This is a genomic window from Caulobacter sp. BK020 (assembly GCF_004342605.1).
Taxonomy (GTDB): domain Bacteria; phylum Pseudomonadota; class Alphaproteobacteria; order Caulobacterales; family Caulobacteraceae; genus Caulobacter.
In genome coordinates this window covers 60,839-76,300 of sequence record NZ_SLZL01000006.1, presented here as the reverse complement: position 1 = coordinate 76,300, position 15,462 = coordinate 60,839, and the positions used below count along the sequence as shown (strand labels likewise).

Here is a 15,462-nt window from a genome sequence, read left to right as displayed (position 1 = left end):
GGAGGTCAGAGTTTGTATTCGAGGGTGAACCAGGCCTTGGTTCGCGAGGCCGGCGGCGTCGCCGTGCCCGCGGGCACGATCGTTTCGCGCTGGAAGTCGGCGTACTTCAGCTGGATCGACAGCTTGGGCGTGATGGCCGCGGCGAAGGCGACGTCCCATTCGTGACCAAGGTCCGCGCCGGTTCGCTGGTCGTTGAAGTCGTGGTAGCGGACCAGGATGTCGGTGTTGAAGAAGTAGGTCCGCTTGAACCGGGGCTTGGCGTTGAAGCTCAGATTGGCGTCCTCGATCCCGTCGACGAAGCTCTTGTTGCCGCCCGGCGAGACGAAGGCGTCGGCCCAGCCCTGGAAGGCGTGGACGGTGGCCAGGGGCGTGGTGAAGCCGCGGGTTCCGTCGCCTTCCAGCGACTCGTAGCTGGCCTTGACGGTGTAGATGTCGAAGGTCCCGGCGATGTCGCCGCCGAAATAGGCCAGGTCGAAGTTGGGGGTGTTGTGGTGGTAGTCGGACTGCTTGGCGTAGGTGGCGTTGTAGGCCAGCTGGTAGAGGCCGACCCAGGTTTTGCCTGAGGCCTTGACGCCCTTGGTCAGCGACGAATTGACCGCCGAATTGCCGAAGTCCAGCGCGTAGACGAAGCCTTGAAGGCGCAGGGCCTCGGCCGACGACCAGGTGGCGTTCAGCAGGTGGCTGTCGCTGTCCCAGTCGCGCAGTTCGCCCAGGATGCGGTTCACGTGCGAGATGTAGGCGTAGGTCGCCTTGAAACGGCCGTAGGCGACATCGGTGCGGAGAGCGTCGAACGTCTGCTCGTCCTGGCGCCAGCCGACATTGCCGACGAAGCGTTGATCGTCGAGCAGGATGCGCTGGCGACCGGCGACCACCTGCAGGGCGGCGCTGGGCGTCCAGGTCAGCTGGGCGCGGTTGAGTTCGGTGACGTCCGGGTCGTTGACGATCGGATATCGGGCCTTGTCGGCGCCGTTCAGCGGGGGCGTGGCGGCGCCCGGGACGTTGACGGCGTAGTGCTCGGGTCCGGCCTGGCGGACGTCCTCGAACTCGATCAGGCCCTTCACGCCGTGGAACTCGGCGGTCTCCCAGCCCAGGCGGGTGCGGATCGTGAAGGCCGAGGCGTCGTCCTTCAGGGTGGCGGTCTTGGTCTGGTCGACGCTCTCGTAGCGCGCCCGGACTTCCAGAATCAGTTTTCCGGCGGCGACCTGGTCGCTGAAGGTTGGCGGCGGCGGCGGGGGAGGCGGCGGTTCGGCGGCTGCGAGCGGCTCTTCGTCAGGGGTCGCAATGGGCTCCGGTGCTGACTGTGCATGGGCTGCGCCCCCCAGAATCAAGGCGCAGAAAGTCGTGCTGCAAAGCAGCATTTTTCGCAGGCTTGGCATGATCTATCCCCCAGAAGGCCAAAAAAAAACGCCCGGTGGGACCGCTTTCGCGATCACTCCGGACGTCGTTGTCCAAACGGTACCACGCGGCTGCATCGCCGCCGGGCGGCCCTCTCGGGCCATCGCGGAACGTCGTTGTCCCGCGTGTTGAGACTAGGAGGGAGCCGGCCGACCGGCGCGGCAATCCGAAACTGCACTATGTCGCATCGCAGCATGAAAACGGGGCGATTTGCACAGCAGCAGTGCACGGGCGATGGCGGCGCTGCTCGGATTTCGCGCGTTTGGCGGGGCGGGGCCGGCCGGTCGCGCGACGAAGGGCCACCTAGTCCTTGGGCTGGAATGGCGCCCAGGCTTCGACCAGAACGCCGGGAAAGGCGCTGGTCAGGGAAACGTGGCCGTTCACGAATTCCAGCCGTAGACGCATGCCCGCCAAGCCCACGCCCGAGGTCGCGGCGGCGGCGTCCGGCAGGCCCACGCCGTAATCGCGGATCGACAACAGCACCATTTCGCCGGCCAGACGCAGACCGATCGCGGCGCGCGGGCTGCCGGAATGGCGATGCACATTGGCCAGCGCCTCCTGAGCGACGCGATACAGCGCCACTTCGGTCGGCCGCGCCATCTTCGGAAAGTCGTCGGCGATATCGATCTGCAGCGACAGTCCCGTCCGCCGCGCGAACCCTTCCGCCATCTGCCGGATCGCTGGGCCAAGGCCCGTCTCTTCCAGGGCTGGAGGGTGCATGACGTAGGAAAGGCTGCGGATCTCCTCCAAGGCGTTGACCAGCAAGGCCTCGATCTCGACCCGGATCTTCTCGGCGCGGCCTTCGACCTTCATCGCGCCCAGCATCAGCTTGGCGCCGGTGAGGTACTGGGCCGTTCCGTCGTGAAGCTCGCGTGCGATTCGCCGGCGCTCGTCGTCCTCGGCATGGAGCAGCGCGGCGGTGGCGCGTCCAAGGGCTGCCTGGGCGTGGCGCTGAACGGTGATGTCCTCCTGAGCCACGATCACCAGGGTCTGGCCGTTGCTGGAGATGCGCGTGGCGATCATCCTGGCCCACAGCGGGCCGCTGGCCAGGTCCATCTGGTACTCGTAGCGGAAGGGCCCTGGGTCGCCCGTGAGCAGGCCGCGGAGGCCAGCAGCCGCTTCGGAAGCCTCGGACCCGCCCAGGCTGTCGCAGTACGCGACGTAGTTCAGGCCCAGCCCATGGTTTTCCAGCGGCGGCGCGTTGAACGCGGCGAAATGCGCCCAGGCGTCGTTCACCGCGACGATCTCACCCTTTGCGTTCAGGATCGCCACGTTCGCGGTGACGGTGTCGAGGATGGCTTCGTGCAAGCCAGAGGTGGGCCATTCGCTCATCTCGTGAGCCGTGTGCATTTGGGTGGCGGCCTTGTGTTCCGATGGTTCGTGACGCGCTGTCGCGCTATTCCAGGATTCGCGGTGTCAAAGAGCGCGACAAACCCCCGCATACTTCATCCTCGCGGGCTAGGTTCCAAACTTATATTTCCAGGCGCCGACGGCCGGCGTGGCGGCGGAGCCGGTCGCGGTGGGCGAGACCTTCGGTTTCCATCCATCGGGGCTTCGCTACGGAAGGGACGCTAAGGCTCCAGGCCGTTATAGACTGTGGACCCCGGGCCGCCGGGCTGGCGCATCACCTGGCGGCGCAGCCTGGGATCGAAGCTGATGTGCACGCAGCGGCTCTTTTCGTAGATCAGCTGATCGAACTTCAATCCACTGTCGCGGACGCTTTTGGCGACCTCCAGGTCGTGCAGGCCGTCGACGTGGAAATCGGCGGCGTGACCCAGGGCGTGGGCCGAGGTCGGCACGCCGCCGACCGCGGCGTTGACCTGGGGGTTGCGATAAGCGCTGGTGATCTCGATCGGCCGGTTGAACAGCGCGCGAACGGCTTCCATGCGCTCGGCCAGGTGTTTGAGGTTCTCCAGATGCGCCGGGGTCGGGTCGTTCCTGACGCCCATCGACAGGGCCTTGGTGGAGATGATGAATTCCTCAAGCGAGAAATGCGCGCTGAGTTTCATGGCCGCCCCTCCGGATGTCGTAGAAGAGTAGCGCCTCGTTGTCGCAATCCAAGCGGGAATTTTGAGGCTTGGACAACTGCTGGAAGGGTCCGTGGCGCAGGCGCTGGAATCTGGGCAGGATATGTCGGTGTCCAACCAGTTCTCCCTCTTCGACGCGCCGCCAGTCACCGATCGACTGTTCTTCGCGATCTTTCCCGATGTGGAGACCGCGGCCAGCATCGCCCGTCACGCCAATACATTACGCGCCTCGCACCAACTGAGCGGCCGGCCGCTGGCGCCCCAACGCTTTCATATCACCCTGCATCACCTGGGCGATCATGCCGGCGTGCGGCGCGACATCGTGGCGATGGCCAACCAAGCCGCCGAGGCGATGACAGCGGCGCCGTTCGAGGTCGTCTTTGACCGCGCCGCCAGCTTCCACAACGGCGGCAACAATCCATTCGTTCTGCAGGGCGGCGAGGGCCTCGAAGCCCTGAAGGGCTTCCAGCGCGACCTCGGTCTGGCCATGGCGCGCGCCGGGCTCGGCAAATGGGTGGACAAGACGTTCACGCCTCACGTGACGATGCTCTACGACAGGCGATTGGTCGCCGAGCAGCCGCTTCCGCCCATCCGATGGACCGTCGGCGGCTTCACCCTCGTCCACAGCCTGCTGGGGCGGACCGAACATGTCCCACTGGCGCGATGGACATTGCGCTAGGCACGGTAGCGCCGTCTGACGCAGGGTCCAGCCGTCCCCTTTGACCTGAACTCAGGCTCCGGGCCCTGTCGCGTCAGACGGTTCCAGCAGGGTCGCGACATGGCTCAGCGCCTGGCGCAGCATCGACGCCTTGGCCGGACCGCCCAGCGAGATGCGCAGTCCGGCGGGCGCGTCAGGGGTGGTGGCGAAGGCGTCCGACGCGACGAGGGCCAGGCCGCGCGCGGCCGCCAGGGCGCGAAACCCGGTAGCGTCCAGGCCGGGCGGCAGGTCCAGCCAGACGTGGAGTCCCTCGGCGTCGCCCTGGGCATGGGGCAGGGCCTCGGCGGCGACGACGCGGCGCAGTCGAGCTTCGCGCCGCACGCCGGCCAGGATCCGCTCGGCGGTTCCGTCCCGAATCCAGCGAATGGCGACGGCCGTGGCGAGGGGCGATCCCATCAGGGCCGTGGCGTGCAGCGCGTCGGCCACCTGCTGGGCCATCGCGGCGGTCGGCGTCGCCACGAAGGCGGTGCGCAGCCCCGGCGACAGGGTCTTGGACAGGGTGGCGATGTGGAAGGTCCGCTCCGGCGCCAATGAGGCGAGGGCGGGCAGGGGGCTGTCGAACAGGCGACTGTAGGGATCGTCCTCGATCAGACAGGCGTCGCCGGCGCCGATAGCGGCGGCGATCTCGCGACGCCGCGCCAAGCCCATGGTCGTGGCGACCGGGTTGCGGGTGGTCGGGACCAGATAGACGGCCGCGGGCCTTCGCTCGGCGCAGAGCCGGGCCAGGACCTCGGGCAGGAAGCCTTCGGCATCCACGGGGCAGGGGATCAGGCGCAGGCCCAGCCGCGTCGCCAAGGCGATGACGCCGGGATAGGTCAGGGGCTCGACCATGAGACCGGCGCCAGGCTTGGCCACCATGGTGAGAATCGCCGCCAGGGCCGACTGCGCCCCTGGGCTGACCACGATCCGCTCGGGTCCGATCGGGCCCAGGGCAGGCGCCAGCCAGGCGGCGCCTGCGCCCCGCTGTCCTGGCGCGCCCTGGCCGGCGTGATAGGCCATCAGGGTCGCCACGTCCGTGCGGTCGAGGATCGCTGCGGTCGTCTCCTTGAGGAGCGCCGCCAGCGACACGCCCTGCGGCGGCGGCGGCAGGTTCATGCTCAGGTCTACGAGGCCGGCCTCGTCGTCGAGGACGCGACGACGCACGAAGGTGCCGCGCCCTGCCGCGCCCTCGACAAGGCCTCGGTCCCGAGCGGCGCCATAGGCGCGGGTGATGGTGGTGAAGTCGACACCCAGCTGAGCGGCCACGGCGCGCTGGGGCGGCAATTGATCGCCCGCCTGCAACTCGCCCTCGCGCACCGCCGTTTCAAGGGCCTCGACCAGCGCCAGATAGATCGGGCGGCCATTGTCCGCGCGGACGTGTCGCAACCAGGCGGTCGTGGGCCGGTCCCGGGTCATGGTTGCTTTTCCATGGCGCGATACATACATTTCCCATGAAATGTATGCAATAAGGTTCGCATTGTATGGAACGGCCCCTCATCACCCATTTCGACAGCCCGACAAGCTTGCAGGCCGGCCTGCTTTGTCGTTGCCCCCGCTGTGGCGAGGGCAAGCTGTTCGCCGGCTTCCTACGTCTGGCCAAACGCTGTGATCGTTGCGGGCTGGACTACGGCTTCGCCGATCCGGCGGACGGCCCGGCCTTCTTCGTCATGACGGGCGTGGGCATCCTGGTGATCGCGGTCTGGGCCTGGGCGGTGATCGCCTGGAGCCCGCCGCTCTGGGCGCAGTTCGCGACCGTGTTTCCAGCCTTGCTGATCGGCTGTCTGGGCACGCTGCGGCCGGTAAAAGCTTGGCTGGTCGCTGAACAATATATCCACAACGCCAGCGAAGGCGGGGCTTCCAGCGTGCAGAAACGATAGGGCCGGAGGCGACGTGGCGAGCGGAGGTCCGACTGTTCGGTCATCCTTCCACGCCTTTTGCCAGCGACTACATAAGCCTGCGATTTAGTTTGACCTCCACGGATAGGCAGAGCGTCGCACCGGCTTTTTCCGTTTGCCCGAAGGCCCACGAACTCTACGCTGATCCTCCGAGAATCTGACGCGAACGGAGTAATCAGGCGTGACCACCACGATCTACGGCATCAAGGCCTGCGACACGATGAAGAAGGCGCGGGACTGGCTGGAAGGTCATGGCGTCGCCTACGACTTCCACGACTACAAAACGGCGGGCATTGACCTTCGGCGCCTGGAACTCTGGAGCCGGGCCGTGGGGTGGGAAACCTTGCTCAACAGGACCGGAACGACCTTCCGCAAGCTGCCGGACGCCGACAAGCAGGGGATCGACGAGGCCAAGGCCATCGCGCTGATGCTGGCCAACCCTTCGATGATCAAGCGGCCGGTTCTTGAGACGGGCGATCAACTGCTGGTCGGATTCAAGCCTGACGTGTATGGTCGCGCCATGGGTTCAGGGGGCTGAATGGACGCCCAGATCGATCTGGTCATTTTCGACTTCGACGGCACGCTGGCCGACAGCACGGCCTGGGCCATCCGCGCCGTCAGGCCTCTAGCCGAACGCTTCAAGTTCAAGGCGGTCACCGAGGACGAGATCGCCATGCTGCGCGGCCGCTCCAGCCGCGAGATCATCGACTATCTCGGACTGCCGCTGTGGAAGGTCCCGCTGGTCGCCGCCCACGGCAAGAAGATGATGGCGGCCGAGGCTCACGCCATCCCGCTGTTCTCCGGCACCGGCGACCTGCTGCGGGCCCTCTCGGCGGCCGGTTTGCGCCTGGCCATCGTCAGCTCCAATTCCGAAGCCACCATCCGCTCGATCCTGGGGCCTGACCTGGCCGCCCTCGTCGATCATTACGGCTGCGGGGCGGCGATCTTCGGCAAGGCCGCCAAGTTCAGGGCCGTGGTCAAGGCCGCGCGCATCTCCAAGGATCGGGTGCTGTGCATCGGCGACGAAACTCGGGACATCGAGGCGGCGCGCGAGGCGGGCCTTGCTTGCGGGGCCGTCGAATGGGGCTACGCCACCCGGCGCGCCCTGGCCGACCACGGCCCAACCATGATGTTCGCGGCCATGGACGAAATTATTTCCCGGGTCGCCGCATCCAATCCGCGGGTCGGCGCCGACTAGTCTTCAGAAACGGCGCGAAGGTCGCGCCGATCTGGAGATTGAGACCGATGGACGAGCTGTTCCGCTCCTATTGGTGGCTGGTGTTTCCCCTCGGCTGGATGGCGTTCGGCGGGTTCCGGACCTGGCTGGCCTATCGCGCCCGCCGCGACGCCCTGGCGTTGCTGCAGTCCTACGCCGAAGCTGGCCGCGAGCCGCCGCCGGCGCTGCTGGCGCGCCTGAACGTCCGCTGCTCCTACTGATGATCGTTCGAGGCGCTCCATGCGCCTCTGGAGACCAAGACCATGGAAGATATGTTTCGACAGTTCTGGTGGCTGATCTTTCCGCTGAGCTGGTTCGTGTTCGGCGCCTATCAGAGCTGGCTGTCCTATCGGGCCAACCGCGACACGCTGGACCTGATCAAGACCTACGCGCAGTCCGGGCGCGAGCCGCCGCCGGAGCTTTTGGCCAAGCTCAACAGGCGCTGGAACGACGGCGACGACCTGGATGACGCGGACGACGGCGACGAGCGTCCGCGCCGCCGCCACTATCGCCGCTTCCGCCGCCAGCGTACCTGGTCACGGGTCGCGCTGTTCGCCTGCCTCTGCGCCGGCTTCACCTATGCGGCGGTCACCGACCTCTATGAAGCCGGACCGGCCTTCGTGATCGTGTCCTTCGTCATGGCCGCCTTAGCTGTGTCGGCGGCGGTGGGGATGCTGGTGGATCGTGGGCCCAAGGTCTGATGGACGGACCGCTCGTTCGGGCGGCGCGGGACGGATCCCAATCCGCCTTCGCCCGGCTCGTGGCGACGCACGAGCGGGCCCTGCGCGGATTCCTGCGCAAGAGCGGCTTCAGCGACGCCGACGATATCGCCCAGGAAGCTTTTCTGGCGGCTTGGTCCAGTCTGGACCGGCTACGCGACGACGAGGGCTTCCGCGCCTGGTTGTTCGGGATTGCCTGGCGCAAGGCGCTGGACCAGGGGCGAGCTGCCCGGCGAGCGGCTCGTCGCGACGAAGCCTGGCGCGAAGAGCAGGCGGCGGAGGCGTCGCGCGAAGCCGACCCGGCCGATCGCCTGGCGCTGGAGGCGGCGTTGGCCGGTTTGCCGCCGGACCAGCGGGCTTGCGTCATCCTGTGCCTCGGCCAAGGCTGGTCGCACGGCGAGGCGGCGGAAACCCTGAACCTGCCGTTGGGCACCGTGAAGTCGCATGTGAACCGCGGACGTGAGAGACTGTTGGCCGTATTGGGAGACCCGTCATGAGCCCCGAAGATCGCCTGGCCGCCTTCCTGTCCGCCGACGCCGCTCCGGCGCGGCCGGCGGTGGACGCGGCGTTCGTCGCCGAAGTGATGCAGCGGGTGGCGCGGCGGGAACTGCAGCTGAAGCTGGCTTCGACCGCCGTGACCGCCCTGGCCGCGGGCGCGGTGCTGTGGACCTGCGCGCCGGTGCTGAACCTGGCGGTCCAGACCCTGGCGCCCGTCCTGCTGCCCGCCGCCGGGATCCTGACCCTGGCCGCCGCCGCGGCCGTACTCGGCGGCCGAATCTCGATGCGGCGCTAGACGGCGGATTTCGCCCGGCGTTCGGCCGAAGTTTTCGAAAGGCTCCAACCTTACGAAAGTTTCATTCGACCCGGCGCCTCCAATCGCCATGGCCCAGGTCTCTTACCTACAGAAGGCGAGGGCGGCACGCTCCCGCCAAGCATTCGAGGGGACTTAGGTCATGGACTTGGGAATTCTGGTTCCGCTTTCGCCGTTCCTGATGGTCGCAGCCATCGTCATCGTGCCGGCCTGGCTGAAAAACCGCGAGCGCCGTGAAATGCAGCAGACAGTCCGTGCGGCCATCGAAAAGGGCCAAGCCCTGCCGCCCGAACTGATCGAGGCGCTGTCGAAGGATGTTCAGCCGAAGAAGGTGTCGTCGGCGCACCGTGACCTACGAATCGGCGTGATCCTGCTGGCGGTGTCCGTCGGCATGGGTCTTCTGGGCGCCGCACTGGGCATGATTGAGGACGAAGCGATGTTCGCAGTGGCGGGCTCGGCGACGATCCCCGGCATGATCGGCATCGCCTTCATCATCCTCAGCTTCTTCAACCCCAACAAGAACCCGCCGGAAGTTTAAGCGCGGATAAGGGGGAGAGGGGACCAAGCTCATGGGCACTGAACGCCCACCTACCGGCCATGACGTCGAACTGGCCTCGCTGGCGGCGGCCGGCGACCGGCGGGCCTTCGGCGAGCTGGTGCGCCGTCACGGCTCGGCCGTGCGGGGCCTGCTGCGCCGGCTGGGGGCCGATCCGGCCACCGCCGACGATGTCGCCCAGGACGCGTTCCTGGTCGGCTACGAGCAGATCGCCGACTATCGTGGGGAGGGAGCCTTCGCGGGCTGGATCAAGAAGACCGCGGCGCGGCTCTATCTGCGCAAGGTCAAGCGGGAGGCGCGCTTTGTGCTGACCGAGGCTCCCGAGGAAGAAGCGCCGTCGGGACCGGACGGCTCGGCCGCCAGCGCCGATCGCCTGGATCTGGACGAGGCGCTTAGGCATCTGTCCAGGGCCGAGCGCCTGTGCGTTTCGCTTTGCTATGGGGCCGACTGGTCGCACGCCGAGGCGGCCGAGGCCTTGAACATCCCCCTTGGGACGGTCAAATCCCATGTCAAACGTGGTCTGGATAAACTCAGAGTCCGGATGGCCGCGCCATCCGAAAGCGTATCGAACGACTCCGCGAGGAGGGAAAGCCATGGCTGAGCAGGATTTCGAAAACCAGCTGGCGCGCCTCTATGGCCAGGCCCCGGTGTTTCGCGACGCCGAGCTGTTCGCCCAGCAGGTGACCGAGAAGCTGGATCGCGGCTGGGCGCTGCGCCGGGTGCTGATCGGCGCGACCGGCGTGGTGGCCGGGGTGGCCGCCGCCGTCCAGTTGGTCGGGGCGCGGTTCGCCAATGAGTTCGCGCAGATGTCGAAGGAGGGCGCGGACCAGCTGAACCTGGGCGTGGACAAGCTGACCCACCGCTACGATCAGCTGTTCAGTCTGGGCGGTTCCGAGACCCTCTGGGTGGGCGCGGCCCTGGCCATCCTGGCGCTGGCCTTCGCCGTGACCCGGCTGGTGGACGAGGTCTAGTCGGCGTTCGGCCAGGCTTTTCACCGATAATGTTGCGGCGCCGAACGATCTGGCGGAAAACGGCAGGCGTTTTTCGCTGGAGTGCCGATCCTGTCCGCTCATCGTGAAGAGAAGGTCCGTCGCCTGGCGGCCCCCGACATCGCCGCGCGCAAGGGCGGCGAACCCATCGTCTGTCTGACGGCCTACACTGCGCCGGTCGCCGCGACCCTGGACGAGGCCTGTGACCTCCTGCTGGTCGGCGACTCGCTGGGGATGGTCGTCCACGGCCTGCCCAACACCGTCGGCGTGACCCTGGAGATGATGATCCTGCACGGTCAGGCGGTGATGCGCGGCTCGCGCAAGGCCATGGTGGTGGTCGACATGCCGTTCGGCTCGTACGAAGGCGCGCCCGAGATCGCCTACGCCAACGCCGTGCGGATCATGAAGGAGACGGGCTGCCAGGCGGTGAAGGTTGAGAGCGGTCCCACTGTGCCGGCCACCATCGCCTATCTCGTGCAGCGCGGCATTCCGGTCATGGGCCATGTCGGTCTGCGGCCGCAGGCGGTGCTGGTCGACGGCGGCTTCAAGGCCAAGGGCAAGGACGAAGCAGGCCGCCAGAAGGTGCTGGTGGAGGCCCGCGCCACGGCTGAGGCCGGGGCTTTCGCCGTGGTGGTCGAGGGCGTGGCCGAGGGCTTGGCGCGCGACGTGACCGCGGCTATTTCGGTCCCGACCATCGGCATCGGCGCCTCGGCCGGCTGCGACGGCCAGATCCTAGTGGTCGACGACATGCTGGGCCTGTTCGACTGGGCGCCGAAGTTCGTGCGCCGCTATGCCGACCTGAAGGGCGAGATCGAGCGCGCCGCCGCCGCCTACGCCCGCGACGTCAAGGCTCGCACCTTCCCCGGCGAGGCCGAGACCTACTACGCCAAGAAGGGCTAGGACCAAGAAGAAGGGCCAAGGCGCCGGTTCCGCCCCGTTGCGGCTGGCCCGGACACGCTATAGGTTCGCCGCCTCGGTGGGTGCGCTCACCATGGTTTTCATTTCGCGTGTCGATTCCGGAGCGATCCGGCGTCGACGCCCAGGGCGCTGTTTCGCCCTCTATCGGAGCCTCGTTCGTGGTCGATGTGTTTGACGAGGTCGAAGAGCAGCTGCGCTCCGACCGCTACAAGTCCCTCGCGCTGAAGTCGCTGCCCTGGCTGGGCGCGCTGGCGGCGGCGGCGGTTCTCGGCGTTGGCGGCTGGATGGGCTGGACCAGCTACCAGGAAGGCCTGACCAACAAGGCCACGGAAGCCTACCAGGCGGCCCTGACCACCGGCCAGAAGTCTGGCCCGGTTGCGGCCTTCCCGGCGTTTGAGGCGATCTCCAAGACCGGCACGCCCGTCTATAAGGCCCTGGCCTTGCTGCAGATGGGCGGTGTCCGCCTGGAGCAGAACAAAACCGCCGAGGCGGTGGCCTATTTCGACCAAGCGGCCAAGCTTTCTCCCAATCCGGTGCTGGCTGACCTGGCCGGCCTCAATTCCGCCTTGGCGCTCATCGACACGGCTCCTTACAAGGACGTCGAGGCGAGGCTGACCCCGTTGATGGGCGAGAAGAGTCCCTATCGCGTGCAAGCGAAGGAAGCGCTAGCCTTCGCCAAGCTGCGGGCTGGCGACCTGACCGGCGCGCGCGGCGACTTCCTGGTGCTGTCCGGCTCGCTCGACAATTCGTCCGACGAAATCCGCGAGCGGGCCCGGGGCGCGATGGCCATGATTGATTCCGGCTCGGCCAAGGACCTGCCGGCCGTGGTCAAGGCCGCCATGGCCCTGCCGCCGTCCGCCGCGCTCTCGCTCCCGACCGGCCCGCAGGCCGACGTCGCCCCCAATACCGCCCAATGAGCCGACGCCCCATGACGACCAAGCGCTATCTGCTTCTCACCGCGATGATGACCGCCGCGGTGTCGGTGGCGGGCTGTTCGACGATCTCCAAGCTCAACCCCTTCGACAAGAAGGAGGCCAACAAGACCCTGGCCACCCAGGGGCAGCGGATCTCGGTCATCGCCTTCGACCAGAAGGTCGAGCCGGCCGAGGCGCTGAAGGGCGCCGACTTCTTCTTGCCCGAGCCGACCGTCCAGGCCGACTGGCCGCTGCCGGGCGGCAACGCCGAGCAGTCCGTCGAGCATGTCGCGGCAGCCGCCAATTTCGACATCGCGTGGCGCAAGGGCTTCGGCCAGAAGGCCAACCGCAAGTATCACGTGACCGCACCGCCGGTGGCCGCCGACGGCAAGATCTTCGTGATGGACGGCGAGGCCACCGTCAGCGCCATCGACGCCAAGAGCGGTTCGACGATCTGGCGCAAGGACCTGCGCCCCGCCAAGGCGCCGGGCAAGAAGCGCGGCTTCTTCGGGATCGGCGGCAGCGCGGCCGATCGCACGGGCTTCGGCGGCGGCGTCGCCTACGCCAACGGCAAGCTCTATGTCTCGTCCGGATTCCGTTTCGTTGCCCAGCTCGATGCCGCCACCGGCGCGGAAGCCTGGCGTCAGCAGACCAGCACGCCGGTCCATGCCGCGCCCACCGTCGCCGACGGCCGGGTGTTCGTGGTCTCGACCGACAATGAGCTTCTGAGCTTCAACGCCGCCGATGGCGCGCCAGGCTGGACCTACCAGGCCCTGATCGAGCCGGCGCGGATCCTGGCGGCCAGCAGCCCGGCCGTGAGCGGCGACACGGTCGTGGCCGGCTTCGCTTCGGGCGAACTGGTCGCCCTGCGCGCCAGCAACGGCAACGACCTGTGGAGCGAGGCCCTCAGCCGCGCCAGCCGCACGAACGCCCTGTCGGAAATCCGCGACATCGCCGGCCGCCCGGTGATCTTCAAGGGCGACGTTTTCGCCGTCAGCCATTCGGGCGTGTTCGCCGCGACCGACCTGCGCACGGGTCAGGCCCGCTGGAGCCTGCCGGTCACCGCCATCACCAGCCCCTGGGCGGCCGGCGACGTGGTCTTCGTGGTGGACAAGGCCGGCCAGGTGATCTGTGTCTCGCGCGAGGCCGGCCAAGTTTATTGGATCCGCGACCTCAACAACACCGACAAGCTGAGCAAGAAGCAGAAGAAGAAGCGCGCCAAGCACCCGGTGGTCTGGTCCACCCCGATCCTGGCCTCGAACCGCCTGATCACTGTATCCAGCGAAGGGCAGGCCGTGGCGCTGAACCCCAAGAACGGCGAGACCCTGAAAACCCTGAAGATCGGCCAGTCGGTCCTGCTGGGTCCGATCGCCATGGGCGACACGGTCTATCTTGCCACCGACGAGGCGGACCTGATCGCCATACGCTAGGCGTCTCCGGGCTCGCCCGGACCCACAATTCAAGCACCGCGAACCCGGGCTGGTCCTCACCAGTCCGGGTTTGTCGCTTTTGTCCCCGAAATCGACTAATCACAGCCCATGCCTTTGAAACTCGCCATCGTCGGCCGCCCCAATGTGGGCAAGTCGACCCTGTTCAACCGTCTGGCCGGCCGCAAGCTGGCCCTGGTCGACGACCAGCCCGGCGTCACCCGCGACCGCCGGTTCGCGCACGGCCGCCTGGGCGACCTGGACCTGGAGTTGATCGACACCGCCGGCTTCGAGGACGTCACCGACGAGAGCCTGGAGGCGCGGATGCGCGCCCAGACCGAGCTGGCGATCGACGAGGCCGACGTCAGCCTGCTGGTCTTCGACGCCCGCGAGGGCCTGACGCCGCTGGACAAGATCTTCGCCGAGATCCTGCGCAAGCGGAACAAGCCGGTGCTGGTCGCCGCCAACAAGTCCGAGGGCAAGGCCGGCGACCACGGCGCAGCCGAGGCCAATGTCCTGGGCCTGGGCGAGCCGATTCAGATCAGCGGCGAGCACGGCGAGGGCATGGCGGAGCTCTATGCGGCCCTGCTGGCCGTCGCGCCCGAAGAGCTGCAGACCGACCATGAGGAGCTGGACGACGACAAGCCGATCAAGATCGCCATCGTCGGCCGTCCCAATGCCGGCAAGTCGACCCTGATCAACCGCCTGATCGGCGAGCAGCGGCTGCTGACTGGCCCCGAGGCGGGGATTACCCGCGATTCGATTTCGGTCGACTGGGACTGGGGCGGACGCAAGGTGCGGCTGGTCGACACCGCGGGCCTGCGCAAGAAGGCCAAGGTCAACGAGAAGCTGGAGAAGCTCTCGACCCAGGACACCATACGCTCGCTGACCTTCGCCGAGGTTGTGCTGCTGGTCATGGACGCCACCCACCCGTTTGAGACCCAGGACCTGCAGATCGCCGACCTGGCCGAGCGGGAGGGGCGGTGCGTGGTCTTCGTCCTGGCCAAGTGGGACCTGATCGAGGATCCGGGCCAGATTCTGAAGGACTTCCACGAACACGCCGAGCGCATGCTGCCCCAACTGCGCGGCGCCCCCGTGGTCGCCCTGTCGGGCGAGACCGGCCGCGGCGTCGAGCGGCTGATGCCGGCCGTGCTCAAGAGCCACAAGGACTGGTCGACCAAGGTCAAGACCCGCGACCTGAACGACTGGCTGCAGATGGCCATGCAGCGCCACCCACCGCCCAGCGTTGGCGGCAAGCGCATCAAGCCCAAGTACATGGCCCAGACCAAGGCCCGCCCGCCGACCTTCGTGCTGTTCTCCAGCCGCGCCGACCAGATGCCCGAACAGTATCGGCGCTACCTGATCAACAGCCTGCGCGAAAGCTTCGACCTGCCCGGCGTGCCGCTGCGCATTACCCTGAAATCGGGCGCCAACCCCTATGCCGAGGGCGAGGCCAAGGGCCACTCGGGCAAGGGCAAGCGGGAGTTCGAGCGAAAGGAGCGCGAGAAGGAGCGGATCCGCGCCTCGCGCAACACCGTCAAGAAATCGGTTCGCATCGCCGAAGCCGCAGCGGCGGCGGTCGCCGAGGCCGCGGGCCTGCCCGCGCCGGCCAAGAGCCCCGGCAAGCCCGCCTCGAAGGCTTCCAAGGCGCCCAAGCCGGTCGAAATCGCCGCGGCGCCCGCTGCCGAGTCCGGCAAGGCGGCGGTCAAGTCGGTCAAAAAGCAGGGACCCAGGGCCCAGAAGAAGTCGGCCACGCCCAGTTACAAGGTCGGCTTCAAGGCCGCGGGCGGCAAGGCGGCCGGCTCCAAGACCGCCGCGCGTCGTCCGGTGGCCGGCGCTCGCACCGTGCGTGGCAACAAGGCGCCGCCGAAGGGGCGGTAGGCCGCTACGGCTATCAC

At 67.6% G+C, this 15,462-nt stretch carries 19 protein-coding genes; 15 read left to right on the top strand and 4 right to left on the bottom strand.

The window, feature by feature from the left end; genetic code table 11:
- Positions 1-5: 5 nt before the first annotated feature.
- From EV278_RS09190 to EV278_RS09180, 3 genes are all read right to left on the bottom strand, one after another.
- Positions 6-1,376, bottom strand: coding sequence for an alginate export family protein (locus EV278_RS09190; RefSeq protein ID WP_132089746.1), 1,371 nt, complete (start codon positions 1,374-1,376; stop codon positions 6-8).
- A 322-nt stretch (positions 1,377-1,698) separates the two neighbouring features.
- Positions 1,699-2,727 carry a sensor histidine kinase gene (locus EV278_RS09185; protein WP_165916578.1) on the bottom strand — a complete coding sequence of 343 codons (1,029 nt, stop codon included), beginning with the start codon at positions 2,725-2,727 and terminating at the stop codon, positions 1,699-1,701.
- A gap of 239 nt (positions 2,728-2,966) precedes the next feature.
- The gene (locus EV278_RS09180) at positions 2,967-3,404 is read right to left on the bottom strand and encodes a D-Ala-D-Ala carboxypeptidase family metallohydrolase (protein ID WP_165916577.1); all 438 of its coding nucleotides are present in this window, start codon (positions 3,402-3,404) and stop codon (positions 2,967-2,969) included.
- A gap of 91 nt (positions 3,405-3,495) precedes the next feature.
- Here EV278_RS09180 and EV278_RS09175 point away from each other — a divergent pair, with 91 nt between their 5' ends.
- Positions 3,496-4,101, top strand: a complete 606-nt coding sequence (locus EV278_RS09175) for a 2'-5' RNA ligase family protein (protein ID WP_347812824.1) — start codon at positions 3,496-3,498, stop codon at positions 4,099-4,101.
- A gap of 51 nt (positions 4,102-4,152) precedes the next feature.
- On the opposite strand, the gene EV278_RS09170 is transcribed toward EV278_RS09175, so the two are convergent.
- The gene (locus EV278_RS09170; RefSeq protein WP_243692135.1) at positions 4,153-5,535 is read right to left on the bottom strand and encodes a PLP-dependent aminotransferase family protein; all 1,383 of its coding nucleotides are present in this window, start codon (positions 5,533-5,535) and stop codon (positions 4,153-4,155) included.
- 65 nt (positions 5,536-5,600) lie between these two features.
- Between EV278_RS09170 and EV278_RS09165 the strand changes: the two genes are divergently transcribed.
- The 14 genes from EV278_RS09165 (at position 5,601) to der (ending at position 15,445) form a co-directional block, all read left to right on the top strand.
- Positions 5,601-5,996 (top strand): DUF983 domain-containing protein, encoded by a 396-nt coding sequence (locus tag EV278_RS09165; protein WP_132089732.1) that lies wholly within the window; start codon positions 5,601-5,603, stop codon positions 5,994-5,996.
- Between the two features lie 199 nt (positions 5,997-6,195).
- Positions 6,196-6,552 carry an ArsC family reductase gene (locus tag EV278_RS09160; RefSeq protein ID WP_132089729.1) on the top strand — a complete coding sequence of 119 codons (357 nt, stop codon included), beginning with the start codon at positions 6,196-6,198 and terminating at the stop codon, positions 6,550-6,552.
- The gene (locus tag EV278_RS09155) at positions 6,553-7,212 is read left to right on the top strand and encodes an HAD hydrolase-like protein (protein ID WP_132089726.1); all 660 of its coding nucleotides are present in this window, start codon (positions 6,553-6,555) and stop codon (positions 7,210-7,212) included.
- Positions 7,213-7,259: 47 nt separating this feature from the next.
- A complete protein-coding gene (locus tag EV278_RS09150) occupies positions 7,260-7,451 on the top strand; it encodes a hypothetical protein (RefSeq protein WP_132089723.1) in 192 nt (63 codons plus the stop codon).
- 42 nt (positions 7,452-7,493) lie between these two features.
- Entirely contained in the window at positions 7,494-7,931 is a 438-nt protein-coding gene (locus EV278_RS09145) for a hypothetical protein (RefSeq protein WP_132089720.1), read from the top strand.
- On the top strand, positions 7,931-8,446 hold the full coding sequence (locus tag EV278_RS09140) for an RNA polymerase sigma factor (RefSeq protein WP_132089717.1): 516 nt from the start codon (positions 7,931-7,933) through the stop codon (positions 8,444-8,446). Before EV278_RS09145 ends, EV278_RS09140 begins: the two co-directional genes overlap by 1 nt.
- Positions 8,443-8,742: a hypothetical protein gene (locus EV278_RS09135; protein WP_132089714.1), complete on the top strand. Its 300-nt coding sequence runs from the start codon at positions 8,443-8,445 to the stop codon at positions 8,740-8,742. Before EV278_RS09140 ends, EV278_RS09135 begins: the two co-directional genes overlap by 4 nt.
- A gap of 160 nt (positions 8,743-8,902) precedes the next feature.
- Complete coding sequence (locus tag EV278_RS09130; RefSeq protein WP_132089712.1) at positions 8,903-9,298, top strand: DUF6249 domain-containing protein; 396 nt, start codon at positions 8,903-8,905, stop codon at positions 9,296-9,298.
- A gap of 31 nt (positions 9,299-9,329) precedes the next feature.
- On the top strand, positions 9,330-9,917 hold the full coding sequence (locus EV278_RS09125) for an RNA polymerase sigma factor (RefSeq protein ID WP_132089710.1): 588 nt from the start codon (positions 9,330-9,332) through the stop codon (positions 9,915-9,917).
- Positions 9,910-10,287, top strand: a complete 378-nt coding sequence (locus EV278_RS09120) for a hypothetical protein (RefSeq protein WP_132089707.1) — start codon at positions 9,910-9,912, stop codon at positions 10,285-10,287. Before EV278_RS09125 ends, EV278_RS09120 begins: the two co-directional genes overlap by 8 nt.
- A 90-nt stretch (positions 10,288-10,377) precedes the next feature.
- A complete protein-coding gene (gene panB, locus EV278_RS09115; RefSeq protein WP_132090172.1) occupies positions 10,378-11,205 on the top strand; it encodes a 3-methyl-2-oxobutanoate hydroxymethyltransferase in 828 nt (275 codons plus the stop codon).
- Between the two features lie 176 nt (positions 11,206-11,381).
- Complete coding sequence (locus EV278_RS09110) at positions 11,382-12,140, top strand: tetratricopeptide repeat protein (RefSeq protein WP_132089704.1); 759 nt, start codon at positions 11,382-11,384, stop codon at positions 12,138-12,140.
- Positions 12,137-13,567, top strand: a complete 1,431-nt coding sequence (locus EV278_RS09105; RefSeq protein ID WP_132089701.1) for a PQQ-like beta-propeller repeat protein — start codon at positions 12,137-12,139, stop codon at positions 13,565-13,567. Before EV278_RS09110 ends, EV278_RS09105 begins: the two co-directional genes overlap by 4 nt.
- A 108-nt stretch (positions 13,568-13,675) precedes the next feature.
- The gene (gene der / locus EV278_RS09100) at positions 13,676-15,445 is read left to right on the top strand and encodes a ribosome biogenesis GTPase Der (protein WP_132089698.1); all 1,770 of its coding nucleotides are present in this window, start codon (positions 13,676-13,678) and stop codon (positions 15,443-15,445) included.
- Positions 15,446-15,462: the final 17 nt, after the last annotated feature.

Bases quoted from the DNA above. Each gene is read 5' to 3' on its own strand.
- EV278_RS09190 (WP_132089746.1), bottom strand. From the start codon at position 1,376: ATGCCAAGCCTGCGAAAAATGCTGCTTTGCAGCACGACTTTCTGCGCC.
- EV278_RS09185 (WP_165916578.1), bottom strand. From the start codon at position 2,727: ATGAGCGAATGGCCCACCTCTGGCTTGCACGAAGCCATCCTCGACACC.
- EV278_RS09180 (WP_165916577.1), bottom strand. From the start codon at position 3,404: ATGAAACTCAGCGCGCATTTCTCGCTTGAGGAATTCATCATCTCCACC.
- EV278_RS09170 (WP_243692135.1), bottom strand. From the start codon at position 5,535: ATGACCCGGGACCGGCCCACGACCGCCTGGTTGCGACACGTCCGCGCG.
- EV278_RS09165 (WP_132089732.1), top strand. From the start codon at position 5,601: ATGGAACGGCCCCTCATCACCCATTTCGACAGCCCGACAAGCTTGCAG.
- EV278_RS09155 (WP_132089726.1), top strand. From the start codon at position 6,553: ATGGACGCCCAGATCGATCTGGTCATTTTCGACTTCGACGGCACGCTG.
- EV278_RS09150 (WP_132089723.1), top strand. From the start codon at position 7,260: ATGGACGAGCTGTTCCGCTCCTATTGGTGGCTGGTGTTTCCCCTCGGC.
- EV278_RS09145 (WP_132089720.1), top strand. From the start codon at position 7,494: ATGGAAGATATGTTTCGACAGTTCTGGTGGCTGATCTTTCCGCTGAGC.
- EV278_RS09140 (WP_132089717.1), top strand. From the start codon at position 7,931: ATGGACGGACCGCTCGTTCGGGCGGCGCGGGACGGATCCCAATCCGCC.
- EV278_RS09135 (WP_132089714.1), top strand. From the start codon at position 8,443: ATGAGCCCCGAAGATCGCCTGGCCGCCTTCCTGTCCGCCGACGCCGCT.
- EV278_RS09130 (WP_132089712.1), top strand. From the start codon at position 8,903: ATGGACTTGGGAATTCTGGTTCCGCTTTCGCCGTTCCTGATGGTCGCA.
- EV278_RS09125 (WP_132089710.1), top strand. From the start codon at position 9,330: ATGGGCACTGAACGCCCACCTACCGGCCATGACGTCGAACTGGCCTCG.
- EV278_RS09120 (WP_132089707.1), top strand. From the start codon at position 9,910: ATGGCTGAGCAGGATTTCGAAAACCAGCTGGCGCGCCTCTATGGCCAG.
- EV278_RS09105 (WP_132089701.1), top strand. From the start codon at position 12,137: ATGAGCCGACGCCCCATGACGACCAAGCGCTATCTGCTTCTCACCGCG.
- der (WP_132089698.1), top strand. From the start codon at position 13,676: ATGCCTTTGAAACTCGCCATCGTCGGCCGCCCCAATGTGGGCAAGTCG.